At 40.1% G+C, this 15,021-nt stretch carries 13 protein-coding genes; 3 read left to right on the top strand and 10 right to left on the bottom strand.

The annotated features are described in order from the left end of the window. Positions 1–640 precede the first annotated feature (640 nt). From PULV_RS18155 to pomA, 5 genes are all read right to left on the bottom strand, one after another. The gene (locus tag PULV_RS18155) at positions 641–1,498 is read right to left on the bottom strand and encodes a tetratricopeptide repeat protein (protein ID WP_193332448.1); all 858 of its coding nucleotides are present in this window, start codon (positions 1,496–1,498) and stop codon (positions 641–643) included. Between the two features lie 174 nt (positions 1,499–1,672). After that, a complete protein-coding gene (locus PULV_RS18150) occupies positions 1,673–3,595 on the bottom strand; it encodes a DNA topoisomerase III (RefSeq protein WP_193332439.1) in 1,923 nt (640 codons plus the stop codon). 50 nt (positions 3,596–3,645) lie between these two features. Beyond that, a complete protein-coding gene (locus tag PULV_RS18145) occupies positions 3,646–4,134 on the bottom strand; it encodes a hypothetical protein (protein ID WP_193332438.1) in 489 nt (162 codons plus the stop codon). A 174-nt stretch (positions 4,135–4,308) separates the two neighbouring features. After that, on the bottom strand, positions 4,309–5,235 hold the full coding sequence (locus PULV_RS18140; RefSeq protein WP_086744477.1) for a flagellar motor protein MotB: 927 nt from the start codon (positions 5,233–5,235) through the stop codon (positions 4,309–4,311). Between the two features lie 5 nt (positions 5,236–5,240). Continuing rightward, positions 5,241–6,002 carry a flagellar motor protein PomA gene (pomA, locus tag PULV_RS18135; RefSeq protein ID WP_086744476.1) on the bottom strand — a complete coding sequence of 254 codons (762 nt, stop codon included), beginning with the start codon at positions 6,000–6,002 and terminating at the stop codon, positions 5,241–5,243. A 257-nt stretch (positions 6,003–6,259) separates the two neighbouring features. On the opposite strand from pomA, the gene PULV_RS18130 reads away from it, so the two are divergent. The 3 genes from PULV_RS18130 (at position 6,260) to dxs (ending at position 9,365) form a co-directional block, all read left to right on the top strand. Further along, the gene (locus PULV_RS18130; RefSeq protein WP_086744475.1) at positions 6,260–6,505 is read left to right on the top strand and encodes an exodeoxyribonuclease VII small subunit; all 246 of its coding nucleotides are present in this window, start codon (positions 6,260–6,262) and stop codon (positions 6,503–6,505) included. Continuing rightward, positions 6,505–7,395, top strand: a complete 891-nt coding sequence (gene ispA, locus PULV_RS18125; RefSeq protein ID WP_086744474.1) for a (2E,6E)-farnesyl diphosphate synthase — start codon at positions 6,505–6,507, stop codon at positions 7,393–7,395. The genes PULV_RS18130 and ispA overlap by 1 nt, the downstream gene beginning before the upstream one ends. 107 nt (positions 7,396–7,502) lie before the next feature. Further along, the gene (dxs, locus tag PULV_RS18120) at positions 7,503–9,365 is read left to right on the top strand and encodes a 1-deoxy-D-xylulose-5-phosphate synthase (protein WP_193332437.1); all 1,863 of its coding nucleotides are present in this window, start codon (positions 7,503–7,505) and stop codon (positions 9,363–9,365) included. 81 nt (positions 9,366–9,446) lie between these two features. Here the strand turns inward: dxs and PULV_RS18115 are convergent, their stop codons facing one another. The 5 genes from PULV_RS18115 to ribH are packed head-to-tail and all read right to left on the bottom strand — an operon-like array spanning position 9,447 to position 14,961. Then, a complete protein-coding gene (locus PULV_RS18115; protein ID WP_405127506.1) occupies positions 9,447–12,563 on the bottom strand; it encodes a ligand-binding sensor domain-containing diguanylate cyclase in 3,117 nt (1,038 codons plus the stop codon). Positions 12,564–12,583: 20 nt separating this feature from the next. Beyond that, positions 12,584–13,072, bottom strand: coding sequence for a phosphatidylglycerophosphatase A family protein (locus PULV_RS18110; protein WP_405127505.1), 489 nt, complete (start codon positions 13,070–13,072; stop codon positions 12,584–12,586). Beyond that, positions 13,069–14,037 (bottom strand): thiamine-phosphate kinase, encoded by a 969-nt coding sequence (gene thiL, locus PULV_RS18105; RefSeq protein ID WP_086744470.1) that lies wholly within the window; start codon positions 14,035–14,037, stop codon positions 13,069–13,071. The genes PULV_RS18110 and thiL overlap by 4 nt, the downstream gene beginning before the upstream one ends. Positions 14,038–14,076: 39 nt before the next feature. Further along, positions 14,077–14,487, bottom strand: a complete 411-nt coding sequence (gene nusB / locus PULV_RS18100) for a transcription antitermination factor NusB (protein ID WP_086744469.1) — start codon at positions 14,485–14,487, stop codon at positions 14,077–14,079. 9 nt (positions 14,488–14,496) lie between these two features. Then, complete coding sequence (gene ribH, locus PULV_RS18095) at positions 14,497–14,961, bottom strand: 6,7-dimethyl-8-ribityllumazine synthase (RefSeq protein ID WP_086744468.1); 465 nt, start codon at positions 14,959–14,961, stop codon at positions 14,497–14,499. Between the last annotated feature and the right edge of the window lie 60 nt (positions 14,962–15,021).

The raw sequence follows: 15,021 nt of genomic DNA, 5'->3' as shown, positions 1-15,021 counted from the left end.
TGATCAAACTCTTCAATTAAAAGTTTTTAGTCTTTCGACTGCTCAATGAATTCTGATTTTTTCCACAACTCTTAATAAAAAGAGAAAGTGAAATCAAATTGACTGTATAGCCACTCTTTCATTATTGAGACTCTAAATTTTTTGCTTCATTACCGAAGTAACGTAGCTGTTAGAACTCAACCTGTACGAGTGCCCACACAGATGATTGCTTTATATTGTTAAAGAACGTTGCAGCGCCAACTCTAGGAGCTTGCTGCGAAGTGGAGCGCCATAATAAACGCTTCACTTTTCAAGTCAACACTTAATTTGAATTTCTTTTTGAAACCAAACTCAGTTTTACGTAACTCTCTGATTCGACTCTTGCCTCGCTAAGCGTTGCTGTCTGCCGTCTCAGTGGGGTCGCATTATAGAGCGGCGAACTTTTTTGGCAAGGGTTATTTTAATAAAAATGTAAAAAAGTTCACTTTCAGTAAAAATTGCCTATAAACCACTCAAAAAAGCATGTTAAGTATAATTAAACTACTTAACATTGCTTTTTTAAGGTGGAGATTAAGTATCGCTCAACCTTTTATTATTTCAAGGCTTGATGACAAATAAATTACAACACCTTAATAATACTGATTATATTTTTCTGCGTGAATTAATATAACAGGCTGTATAGTTTTCTTCTAAATGTTGCCGCTATCGAATCTCCTTGGGGTAGGGATTCTATAATGGCTAAGTAGTCTTTTTTAGCTTCGCCAAAACTTAGATCTTTTTTAAGCACAATAAACAGCTCGCTCAACGCATCTTCTTTTCGACCTGCTTCTGACAGTAATGATGCTAACTCTACTTTTAAAGATAAATCTTCTGGATTCGTTTCAACATTTAACTGTGCTAGCTTAATTTCTGGCGAATCTAATTCTTCTTTTGCATGTGTTAATTTACTTTGGATGTTTAAAAAATAAGGATCTCTTTCATTTTCTGCGATCGTCTCTAATAAGGCACTTGCATCATCTAGCTTTTTAATGTTTACACATATATCAGCAAAGACTAGCTTTACTTTGGTATTGTTTGAATCCATTTCGTAAGCTTGTTTTGCATATATAAACGCTTGATTATGATCTTCAGATAACAGCGCTTGTTTTGCATTTTCTAGTAATATGTCGATTGGGTTAGGTAAATGCTTCGATAGTGCTTCTTTTAATTGAAGTTCTGTTTGCGGCCCAGACAACATATCAACTGGTCCTGCATTTTTTAACAACACAGTTGTTGGAATAGCTTGCAAACCAATTTGCTGAGCTAATTGAGAAGCCAATGCTTGCTCTACATCACAATTTAACTTAGCGAGCACTAGATGATCTGGATAATCAGCAACAACCTTTTCAATTAATTGATTAAAAACTTGGCACTCAGGGCTTTGCGGAGACCAGAACATCAACGCCACCAATTTAGTTTGTGATACTTCACCTAATATTTGTTGAAAATTATCTGCGGTTAAATCTAGGATATTGCTCATCATTATTTGCCAATTATTTGAATATGATATGTTATATGGTGGTAAAGCTTGATTTTACAAGCAACAAAGAGGCTCTTAATCTATTTTACCAATTCAAAATGTCGAAAGTTACTTTCATATTATGAAGGTTGCTGCAAAATACATTTCACTAAATAATAGCGCTTCTGTACACCATTAGTCTTTTTTATAGGGTTTCTTTATTGGAGTTTTTCTTTTACGTTTATAGCGCTTGGAAGGCATTGGCCCTTTAATCGCTTTAAAAGCACTCGCATCACAACTCGATGATAGCAATATCAGTTGCTTTAGTTGCTCTAATAATGGTTGCATAAATCCTTGGTAGTTTTGCTCTTTACGAGCAATATTTGCTAGCGTTGCCTCCCATTTAGCCGTTAAGTCTGGCCGAGTAATCAAATCAGGGAGCATAGCTATCAAACTTCGACCCGCTATTGTCGATACAATTTTTTTACCTTCTCGTTTTAAAAAATCACGCCTAAAAAGCAATTCAATAATTCCCGCCCTCGTCGCTTCAGTTCCTAATCCATCGGTTTCTTTGAGTATTTTTTTAATATCAGGATCAGTGACAAATCGGCTAATGCCAGTCATCGCGGCCAATAAACTAGCATCATTAAAATGAGATGGCGGTTGGGTCATTTTTTCGAGAAGCTCCCCGTGGGAACAAAGTAAACGTTGACCTAAAGTAAGCGAAGGCAAAAGCTGTTCAGGTTGAAGTTCTGTTTTCCCCATAAGAGCCTTAAACCCAAGCTGAAGTTCTTGCTTAGCTGTTGTAATAAACTTTCCACCAGACACTTCTACTTCAACTTTAGTTTCATTGAATATATATGGAGGAAAAAATTGAATCAGATAATGCCGAGCTATTAGTTGATAAAGTTTTAATTCATCTTTATCAAGACTACCCGCAGCTAGCTTTTTACTCGTAGGAATGATGGCATGGTGCGCTTCCACTTTCGTATCACTCCAGCACTTTGAGCGAATCGTTAAATCAGCTTGCTCAATTAGATAGTCTGACTGACCTTTATTGTGCTTAATTGCGTTAAAGACTTGCTCTGCCTCTGAAAAATGCCCGGTGGGTAAATATCGATTATCTGAGCGCGGATAAGTAATTGCTTTATGTTTTTCATATAAACTTTGACAGACATCTAAAACAGTTTGAGCTGACATGCCATATGCTTTTGCCGCATCTATTTGTAACGACGATAAATTATAAGGTAACGGGGCAGAATGTCGTTTTTCCTTATGAGAGAGCTGTGTTACTTCTGCAGGTTGGTTTGCAATTCTTTTGATTACATTTTCAGCTAATGCCTTTGATAAAATACGCCCATCTTCATCTTGATAGGGTTCACAAGCCGTGCTCGGTCGCCACTTAGCAGTAAATGTCTCAGCTTGGTCAGTATTAAAATGCGCTATAACGTCATAGAAAGGACGCGCAATAAAGTTTTCTATTTCTAAATCTCGGCGAACCACCAAACCTAAAATAGGTGTTTGCACTCGACCAACAGATAAAACGCGATGACTTCCAAACCTTTGGCCAGCCAAGGTAAATGCGCGAGTAAGATTCATCCCAAAGAGCCAATCAGCACGAGAGCGAGCTAAAGCTGAAACAGATAACGGTACAAAATCGTGATTTCTTTTCTGATTCTGTAGGGATTTTTTCACTGCACTTGGGTTTAAGTCACTAATTAATAATCGCTGTACACTGGCTTTTTTTTGCTCATTAACGCCTACAAACTCAATCATTTCATCTACAAGCAACTGCCCCTCTCTATCAGGATCGCCAGCATTAATTAGCTCATCAGCTTGTAAAATTAACTTTTTAAGTATAGTAAACTGCTTTTTTGTTTTTGGTTTTACTTTAAGTTGCCATTTTAACGGAATGATAGGCAAGTGATCGATCTGCCATTTTTTAAATCGAGGGTCATAAAAATCAGGCTCGGCTTGTTCTAACAAGTGGCCGATACACCATGAAACGACATCGCCATTACTGGCCTTAATAAAACCATCACCTTTTTGCAAAGGCTTAGGCAGTACATCTGCAATAGCACGCCCTAATGAAGGTTTTTCGGCAATATAGAGTTTCATTGTTGAACTTTTAACTGTATATAATAACAGTAATGATAAATCTGGATAAGTTATTTAGCTAGCTGTTTTTGGGATTTTGATTTATTGAAAAAAAATGTAAAGAAGGGAATGAAACAAATAAATACAATCGCGAAGTTTATCAATGGTAAAATCGATTTGTACAATAAATCAGAATAAGATAAATCCCATAAGTGCCTATCTAGCAATCTAAAGATTTGAATGATTGGTGATAACGCTACCACTAACTGCCCTATTATGCTCTGCAATAAATACACCTTGTCTTTGATTGCAAGATAAGCAATGCAAGCCATCCAAATTAAATCATTAGAGGCCCAGAAGATATAACGGTAAACAAATGAATTATCATTCTCATAAAGAAAGCCTTGCGCAGCAATGCCGATTAGGAATGAAATCGCGGTGCAAAAAGAAAAAGTGGCAGCTTTGTAATCTTTAATATAAATAAATGCAAAAAAGGCCAAGCACACAAACACTGCATGGCCATTATAGATATAAATTAAAACGCTATTTATATCTATCATTAACGTTACTTAGACGTTTTCTTCTTTGGTGGTGGCTCATCCGCACCACCACCATTGCCAGGCATATAAGTATACTTATCAATTTTTTTCATTTCATTTATCCTTAAATAAAACTAAGACAATTACTTAGCGGTAGCAGTAAATCGTCTTTTATGAAAAAAATCAACCGCAAATTTACTTTTGTACCTCAATAGGGTCAGACTCTTTCGCTTTACCCTGCATAATTGAAATCTCAACTCGTCGATTACGTTTGCGCGAATCTGTATCTTCATTTGGCACTAACGGACGAGTATCTGCGTGACCGATGACCATCATGCGATTTTTATCAAACCCTCTGACTTTTTGCATTTCACTCGCAACGGCCACCGAGCGCTTAGCGGATAAATCCCAATTATTAAAATACAGTTCATTGCTAACTTGATAATCATCCGTATGGCCTGAGACAGTAATCTCACCCGGCACATCTTTCAATAATTCAGCAATTTGTTGAATGATAGGCTTAAATTGTGGCTGTAAAAAGGCACTTCCTGATGGAAAAGACCCATTCTCACGGATACGGATAATAATTTGTTGACCTAGTGACTCAAGCTCAATTGCACCATCCATAATTTGCTCTTCAAGTTGCTGAGCAATCTTTTTAACCAACTCATTAACTTGCTCTTGATCGGCAGCACTTTCAGCTTGACTCGACTCATTTTTAGCTGTGCTTTGAGATTCACCACCGCGTTTATTACCGCGTTGTTCTTGACGTCCACCGGCCGAATCTTCATCACCCGCTTGAAATTCCAACATCTGCTGAGTCATTTCCACTGTTTGCTGCTGAATTGTCTCAATTGGTGAAGGTTCAGGCTTGCCAGGGCGAAACTCCATAGCGATTACACTAGTACCTTTTGGGATATCTTTTACTTCGAGCTTATTTTGAACACCAAATGCAAACTTCATCGAACCGGCTATTTGCTTGAATTTAAGTACATCCATTTCAGACATAGCCAAAAGCAATACGAAGAAACACATCAGCAATGACATTAAATCAGCGAATGTCCCCATCCAAGCAGGCAGACCCGGAGGGGGGCATTTACAGTCTTCAGCTTCATCAGACATAGTTACTAACCCTCAGTGTCTATTTGGCGTTTAGATTCTGGCAGGTAATTTTTCAGGATCCCCTCAATTACTTTCGGGTTTTGACCATCTTGTATTCCTAAAACTGCATCTAAAATTAACTTCTGATTCAGCTCTTCCTCATCTTTACGTTTTTCTAATTTCGCTTGGATTGGAATCGCGATAACATTGGCTAAAAAGGCGCCGTAGAGTGTAGTCAATAATGCTACCGCCATTGCAGGTCCAATCGCTTTTGGATCATCCATGTTTGATAACATCGCAACCAAACCGATAAGCGTACCAATCATTCCCATTGCTGGAGCCACATCACCTAATGCTTTAAATAACGTTGCACCGGCATCATGCCTAGTCGATGTTAAAGAGATATCTTTTTGCAGTGTTTCTCTGACGACATCGGCATCATGACCATCAACCAACATGTCGACCCCTTTTTGCATAAAAGCATTCGGAATTTCAGCTTCTTCTAGGGCGAGAAACCCCCCTTTTCTGGCAGAATCAGCAAGCTCAACAGCTTTGTCGATAAGTTCTTCAGGTGTCTCAAGCTTGAACATAAAGGCTTTGCCCGCAACTTTACCAATACCAAAGAATTGACCCATGGTGAAGTTTGACAAGACAACAAATAGTGAACCACAAAAAACAATGAGCACGGAAGGAATATCAACGAACATTCCCAAGTCGCCACCGAGGATCATTGCCATAACAATAAAACCGATCGCACCAAGCATTCCTATTAACGTTGCTAAATCCACTGGCCCTCCAAGGGAAATTTTAATTAAAATTGGTAAGTTAGCACTTTAAAGTGCTTATCATAATTTAGTTTTTAGTATCGGCAAAAGATTTAATAACTTAAATTCAACTATAGCGTCATTTTTGTAATGACGGCAATTTTCAAGTGAAGATCTCACTTCGCCGCCACTATTTTTGCAAGACTCAGGGAGATAAATTGAAATAGTTCGAGAATCCCCCTAAAATCCCTCCCACTCGTATATAAGCTTGAAGTAATATAATGGCCACAAAAAAAGCAGAAAACCTTAGTTTTGAAGATGCAATGGGCGAATTAGGGCACATAGTTTCAGAAATGGAAAACGGTGCTCTCACCCTAGAGCAATCTTTAAAACAGTTTGAGCGCGGCATTCAACTTGCCCAAGCATCTTCAGCAAAACTGCAACAAGCAGAGCAAAAAGTGAGTATTTTAATGGGAAATTCTACAGATAGTGAACTCATCCCATTTGATTCTACAGAGCAGAAATAGTGACGATTCAAGACGATTTACATCAGAGCCAACTACAAGTAGAGCAAACTTTAATAAATATTTTATCTACGCAAACGGCTGGTGATAAACAGCTACTATCAGCAGCACGTTATAGCTTATTCAATGGCGGCAAACGCTTAAGACCCCATTTAGTATTTTTAACAGGGCAAATGCTTGGAGCCGACATGCAGGCTTTGCAAAAAGTGGCGGCTGCAATTGAGTGTATCCATAGTTACTCTTTAGTTCACGATGATTTGCCTGCCATGGATGATGATGATCTGCGAAGAGGTAAACCAACCTGTCACATTGCTTTTGATGAAGCGACCGCCATCTTGGCAGGCGATGCATTGCAAACACTTGCATTTGATATTTTGTCTGAACAACCACTCCCTCAAGTCGAAGCCGCTACTCAGCTGAAAATTATTTCCGAATTAGCTAAAGCATCTGGTTTAGTTGGGATGTGTGGTGGGCAAGCTCTGGATTTATCAGCCACAGGCAAATCAATCACAGTGCAGGAACTTGAGCAAATTCATAAGTTAAAAACTGGGGCATTGTTAGTCTCAGCTATCACCATGGGAGCTTTATGTGCAAAAGGCACATCTCAAGCGACATTACAGCATTTAGCTGAGTTTGGTCATAAAATAGGATTAGCCTTTCAGGTCCATGATGACATCCTGGATATCGAAGGAGACACAATAACATTAGGAAAACCCCAAGGATCTGATGTTGAAGCGAATAAATCTACTTATCCAGCATTTATGGGCCTTCAAGGTGCAAAAGATTTAACACAATCTCTTTACCAAGAAGCCTTACTATCACTTAGCAAAATCCCAGCAGACACAACTAAACTTGAAGAACTGGCGCATTATATTATTTCGAGAGACCATTAAAGGTCATCACTCTGGCTATACACGGTAATAAGAATATAAAAGAAAAAGATTACCGCTTAAATTGATGTATAATCGGGTCAGTAATCAAAGGATAATCAATACCTGTCATGACAATTGATAATAACAACTATCCCTTATTGGGCTTAATTGATGAACCCCCGCAGTTACGGGAGTTAGCACAAGATAAATTACCAGCATTGAGCCATGAGTTAAGAGATTATCTTCTCAACTCAGTATCAAAAAGCAGTGGTCATTTAGCGTCAGGCCTAGGCACTGTCGAACTCACAGTTGCATTACATTACGTATATAACACACCATTTGATCGCGTCATTTGGGATGTTGGTCACCAAGCATACCCACATAAAATCTTAACCGGTCGCCGTGACTTAATGCACAGCATTCGTCAAAAAGATGGCTTGCACCCTTTTCCTTATCGCGAAGAAAGTCAATACGATACCTTTAGTGTAGGTCATTCAAGTACGTCAATTTCTGCCGCGCTTGGTATGGCGATAGCGGCAAAAAAAGAAGCGCAAAACCGCAAAGTAGTTGCCGTTATTGGTGATGGTGCTGTAACTGCTGGCATGGCATTTGAAGCCATGAATCATGCTGGTGACATTGACGCTGACATGTTAGTGATTTTAAATGACAACGAGATGTCAATTTCGGAAAATGTTGGCGCACTGAATAATCATTTGGCGCGAATTTTATCCGGCAGCTTTTATACCAACATCCGCGAGGGTGGGAAAAAGCTACTCTCCGGTATGCCTCCAGTAAAAGAACTCGCCAGTAAAATGGAAGAGCACCTCAAAGGCATGGTTGTACCTGGCACTTTTTTTGAAGAGTTAGGCTTTAACTACATCGGTCCAATTGATGGCCATGATGTCACCATGTTGTGTGATACTCTTCGAAATATGCGAAACCTGAAAGGTCCTCAGCTTCTCCATGTCCGCACCCAAAAAGGGAAAGGATATCAGCCGGCTGAAGCGGATCCAATTGGTTACCATGGCGTGCCAAAGTTTGACCCGAGTGAATTAAGTTTACCAAAATCAAAACCTAGCGAACCAACCTTTTCAAAAGTCTTTGGCGATTGGCTTTGTGACATGGCAGCTCAAGATAGTAAACTCATGGCAATTACACCTGCAATGCGTGAAGGCTCAGGCATGGTGCGATTCTCTAAAGAATACCCAGAGCAATACTTTGACGTTGCCATTGCTGAGCAACATGCGGTTACGTTAGCTGCTGGTTTTGCCTGTGAAGGACTAAATCCTGTCGTTGCAATTTACTCTAGCTTTTTACAACGTGCGTATGATCAACTCATTCACGATGTCGCTTTGCAGAATTTACCTGTGTTGTTTGCAATCGATAGAGCGGGTATTGTCGGTGCCGATGGCGAAACACACCAAGGTGCTTATGATTTAAGCTTTATGCGCTGCATTCCGAATATGGTGATTATGGCGCCCAGTGATACGAACGAGTGTCGAAATATGCTCTTCACGGGTCATCAGCTCAATCAACCCGCTGCCGTTCGCTATCCTAGAGGCAGCGCAGGTGAATTCGATGCGACTAAACCAATGGAAAAAATAGCAATTGGCCGAGCGAATGTCATTCGCAAAGGCAAGCATATCGCTATTCTATCTTTTGGAACTTTGCTTGAAAATGCTAAGTCTGTTGCCGAAAACTTAGATGCAACTTTAGTTGATATGCGTTTTATAAAACCGATTGATCAAGCTTTATTAACTGAACTCGCTTCTGATCACACTGTTTTCGTGACACTCGAAGACAATGCCATTATGGGTGGCGCTGGCTCTGCTGTTAATGAGTTTGTTCTAAACAATCAGTTAGCAATACAAGTATTGAACCTTGGGATTCCAGATGAATTTATCAAGCATGGCACCCAAGATGAAATGCATGCAGAAATGGGGTTAGACAGCAATGGCTTAACACAAGCGATTGAACAGTTTTTAAATTAGCCTCACCTGTTAATATTATAAAAAACCTAGCAGCTGCTAGGTTTTTTATAAGTAAACTATTATTCATGAAGTGGCTATTTGCTAAACGTTCATCGTCCAACGTTCTTGCATCCACAATTGTAGCGTCGCTAAATTACTAGTGAGCAGATGGGTCAGCTGCGTCTCTATCATTTCACTATCTTCAAATTCAAATGCGTCAAGCTGCTCATCAAACGTGAATGTCGCGACACCATTACGACCTTTTTCTTTTACTTTATGTAAAGCAAGATCCGCTAAATTAATCGATGTTTCCCAGCCAATAATTTGCCCACCGACTAAAGGTAGAGGATAAAAAGCCCAACCAAGCGAAGACGTAAGTTGAATTGACTTACCATTTGGAAGTTTAAATTGGTGCTCTGAAATCGCACGGCACAAATTTTTCACATAATCATCAATCGCATTGCGGCGCATATCCCGTAATAGCAGTAAGAACTCATCGCCACTCCATCGCACCACATAATCTGAGCCTTGGGTTTTACTGTTGAGTAAGGTGGCGACTTGCTGTAAGCAGCTATCTCCAGAAATAGGGCCGTAGGCATCGTTGATCCGACTAAAATCATCCAAGTTCAAAATCACTAATGCCAGTGCTTTCCCTTGCTCCTCAAGGCTTTGACGATTTCGTTGATAATGCTCAATATCTTTAGGCAATTGATCGAATAAAAAACGTCGGCTTCTTAGGCCTGTAAGCTCATCTGAATGACTCACTTGCTTAAGTTGTGAGTTAGCTTGGTTCAGCTTGCTATTTGTTTCAGTTAACTCATGGGTGCGTGCTTCAACGAGCTTTTCGAGTTCAGCTTGTTTTCTTCTTTCTTGTGAGCGATAAAGTAAAAAGCTAACGTACAATAAAGAAATAAACAAGCTCACTATCAATAAGCGAAAATAAACCGTTTCATCAAATCGTTTGGCTATCTCAAAAGTAAAACGAGTTTTCACGCTGTTATCCCACGTCATACTTTGTCGCTTTACTTCGAGTTCAAACGTAAACACTCCAGGGGGTAAATTGGTATAAATGGCTTCTCTGCGTTTATTGGCTATGCGCCATGTATCGTCAAAATTAACCAGCTTGTACCTAAACTCCAGGCTATTAGGCGCATAAAAATCAATTGCTGTATAATTGATGGTTAAATCTCGCTGATCGAGCGATAATGTCTCTTGCTGGTTATTAACTGGCGTTATTCCCTGCTCAGAAGAAATACTTTCTATCATCGGCGACAGCTCTGTGTCGCCAAATAATTCAATATTTTTAGGAATGGCGACTAAGCCTTGTAAGCTTGGGTACCATAGTGATGAGCCAGTAGACATCACTGCACTTTGCCCTTTTCCGGCGCAGCATTGGCTCAGCTTTCCGTCAAATTTACGGTCTAGAGAGTTAATGACTAGCTCGACTTGAACATTTTCGACTTGGCTTGAAAATTGAGACAAAGGCATACGATACACGCCCTTAAGGTTACTCACCCACACTCGATCCATTGTTTGATCATAATAAAGGCTTAAAATTGCACCATAAGGAAGGCCTTTTGAAGCATCGAGTTGATGCCAAACCCCTTCAGCAGTCCGATAAAACAAGCCATCAGTGATCGTGCCGATGAACATAATATTATTCGGCGCTTCAAGAATACTACTGACATTCGCCCCTTCAAGCGCTAATGATTGACCTAACTGCTTTAATCCATTTACGTTGTAATGGTATGCACCTTTGGTCGTGCCAATCCAAACTTCGCTACCCTTATCAATCAAATAAGTAATATTTTTACTGTCCAGCTTGGCATTATAAATAAATGATTTAAAGACACCATCAAAGCCTTGGCGAAATAACCCTCGCTCGGTACCAAACCACAATCCAAATGGACTCGGCTCAATGGCATTGACACCATTAAAACGCAGCGCCCTACCGGGCACTCGGTTCAATTGACCATTTTGCCAATAAAATGCACCATTTTTAGAGGTACCTATGAATAATCGATTTCCCTGAAAGTGCAAGGTACTGACTTTGGCGTTTCCTAACTTCTCATAAGGGATCTGATTGATAAACTCATTATCATCATTAAAATAACCAACCCCAGAGCGACTTGCGACCCAAAGCTCGCCTCGAGCAGAGAGAGTAACGGCTTCTATTTGTTCTTTGATACCCGCAAACGTGCTATGACGCTCGACCTGACCTTTATAAGCCTGCCATAAACCATCGCTTGAGCTGCCAAGCCAAATATTATCTTGGCGGTCACGGATAATATCGCTGAACCATGTTTGCTCTAACTCTGCGGCATCAACAGCTTCCCAATCACTCGAAGTATCACGGTATAACAGCCGTCCTTCAGTAGAGACCCACAGCGCGCCATCAGGATCGCTCATGATTTTATAAGTGGCTTTATTAATCGCGAGCGGTAAATTAATCGGTCTGAGTTCATCTTCCACATCGAGCTTAAATGCCCCAGCTTCAGATGCTAAGAATAAATTACCTTCAAGCCAGCTTAAGTCAGTGACAGGAGTTTGCGCTAAGCTTTCAGGGAGGCTAATTGTGGCTGACACTTCTAGTTTAATCGCCGATTTAGAGCTCAACTGATAAGAAAGTCGCAGTAAGGTTCGATCATTAACTAACCATATCCCATCTGGCGACAGCGCCATTTTACTCACCGAGCCAATAATTCGGCTAATGCGATGCTGCCCACGAGATGTGTTTGTATTTGGCCAACCCATAGTTTGATTATTATCAAGCAATTGATTGAGAGGCATAAACACATCATTGAAATAAAAATACAGGCCATTGGCCGCAATCCAGATCCGGCCTTCATCATCGGCTAATAAATCATGAACCGCGCCTTTTACATTATATTGGGTGAATTCAAAGGTATCTGGATTTAGACGAACCAAGCCAAGCTTAGTGCCAATCCACAGATAACCTTGTTGATCAAGTAATAGCTTAGTGATGGAGTTGCTTTGCAGGAAGTCCGAGTTAGATGTACTGAAATTACTAAAATTCATGCCATCAAATCGGCTTAAGCCAAACTGAGTGCCTACCCAGATGTAACCTTGTTTGTCTTGAACGATACTCGTTACTGATTGTGATGCTAGACCGTCACTTGTACTCCACTGTTTAACGACATAATCATTAATTGCTACAGCGCTGTGTGCAAAAATACATAAGCAAATAAAAGTGAGCAGTCTAAGCACGTTTGACTCTTTTAGATTAAGTAACCAACTTTAAATAAGGCTTGAATAATAATTAATGAAAAAATCCCCGCAAGCACATCATCAATCATAATACCAAAACCACCTTTCACCTTTTTATCAAGTAACTTGATAGGCCAAGGCTTTAAGATATCAAAAAATCTAAATAACACAAAACCCACGAGTAATGACTGCCAACTAATCGCAGCGCCTATCATGGTTATGTAAAAACCAGCTATTTCATCCCACACGATCGCAGGATGATCATGCACTTGCACATCCTTTGCGGTTTTTGCGCACAACCACACGCCAACTATGCTGATAAAAATAGCTAATGCTATTTGCACCATTAAACTAGCCTGTGCCGTGGCAAATATAAATGGTAAGGCTGCTAAGGTACCAAAGGTGCCGGGCGCTTTAGGAGCAAGCCCTAAACCAAAACCTAATGCCAAAAATTGATGCGGCTTTTTTAGGTTAAATGCAATTTTTTGCTGCAAAACTATTCCTCAGCGAAATGTTGATAGCCTTGACCAACAAAAGTAAATTTTTCACCTTGATTGAGTAATTCAATCTGTCCTTCTGTGCCTTTGATTTGACCAATACATACAGCTTCAACACCATATTGACGTAAACTCAAATCAAGCATGCCTTTTTTATCTTCTGGCACAGTAAACAACAGCTCATAGTCATCACCATAGGCGAGTAAAAATGGCCAGCGCTCATCTTCTGTTAGTGACTCTGCCAACGCCTGCGATACCGGTATTTTGTCCACATTGATGGTCGCCCCCACCATAGACATCGATAAAATATGCTTTAAATCAGCAAGTAAACCATCAGAGATATCAATACACGAGGACGCCAGGTTACGTAACACCTGACCTGCAGCTACCCGTGGATTTGGATATTCAAAACGTTGTTTGAGTTTAGCAAGGTTTTCAGGGCGCACATCAAAACGCCCTTTGTGCGCTTCAATTGCAAGACCTGCATCACCTAACGGTCCAGAGAGATAGATCCAGTCACCATTTTTAGCGCCAGAACGCGTTAACGCTTTATCTTTTGGCACGGTTCCTTTAGCACAAATACTGATTGTAAGAGGGCCTTGAGTCGTATCGCCACCGATAATTTGTACATTAAAGTACTCTGCGATTTCATGCATACCAGCGGTAAACTCTTCCAGCCAATCGATATCGGCATGGGGCAAAGTTAATGCCAAAGAAATCCAAGCAGGTTCTGCGCCCATGGCAGCCAGATCACTTAAATTAACGGCAAGCGCTCGATGACCAAGTGCTCTTGGCGACATATCTTTAAAAAAGTGAACACCTTCAACAAGCGTATCTGTAGTGACGACTAATTGACAGTTTTCAGGTACATTCATCACTGCCGCATCATCACCAATTCCTAACTTTACATCTTTGCGAGTGATGCCTCGGCCTTTGAAATATCGGCTTATTAATTCAAATTCACGCATACACAAAAAAGCCGGGCTAAGCCGGCTCCCTCTAATTAATTAAGCTCTAAGCTCTTTTACTGCTTTATCTAAGACACCATTAACAAACTTATGGCTATCTTCAGCACCAAACATCTTAGCTAACTCAATTCCCTCATTAATAGCAACTTTATAAGGAACATCTTCGCGGAATTTCAACTCATACGCTGATAAGCGCAAAATAGCTTTTTCCACAAAATCGATATCTTCATAAGGACGAGCTAAATGAGGAGCTAGAATTTCGTCTAGCACTTTATGCTGTACAGCGACACCACATGCTAAATCTTTAAAATACTCAACATCGACTTTAGTGATGTCATTTTCAAGTAGCATCTGCTGTTCAATATTTGAAATATTGTTACCACTTACTTGCCATGAATAAATAGCTTGAAGTGCTAAAATACGGGCTTTACGCCTTGCTGCAGGTTTCACATCAAATCCTTAAATTTGGTCAAGAACATTTACCATTTCAAGTGCACCAAGGGCTGCTTCACCGCCTTTGTTACCCATTTTGGTGCCTGCTCGTTCAATTGCTTGTTCAATACTTTCAGTGGTTAATACACCAAAAGCGACTGGGATATCATACTCAAGTGATACTTGAGCTAACCCTTTGTTTGATTCACCAGCAACAAGGTCAAAGTGCGGCGTACCACCACGAATTACCACGCCAAGCGCAATAATCGCATCATATTCTTTTTTAGCTGCAACACGCTTTGCAACTAAGGGTAATTCTACTGCACCGGGTACATAGACAACGGTGATATCGTCATCATTTACACCACCAGTACGTTTTAACGTATCTACAGCGCCTTCTAGTAAGCTACTACCAATAAAGCTATTAAAACGAGAGATGACAATGGCAAATTTTTTGCCAGTTGCATTCATGTTACCTTCAATAATTTTCATCCGAAGCCCTTAAACTGGTTTTAATCTGATGCACAAAAATCGGCGCGCATCATAACATAG

The organism is Pseudoalteromonas ulvae UL12 (genome assembly GCF_014925405.1).
Classification (GTDB): domain Bacteria; phylum Pseudomonadota; class Gammaproteobacteria; order Enterobacterales; family Alteromonadaceae; genus Pseudoalteromonas; species Pseudoalteromonas ulvae.
Note: the sequence above shows the minus strand (reverse complement) of the source record. Positions and strands in the feature narration are given on the sequence as shown.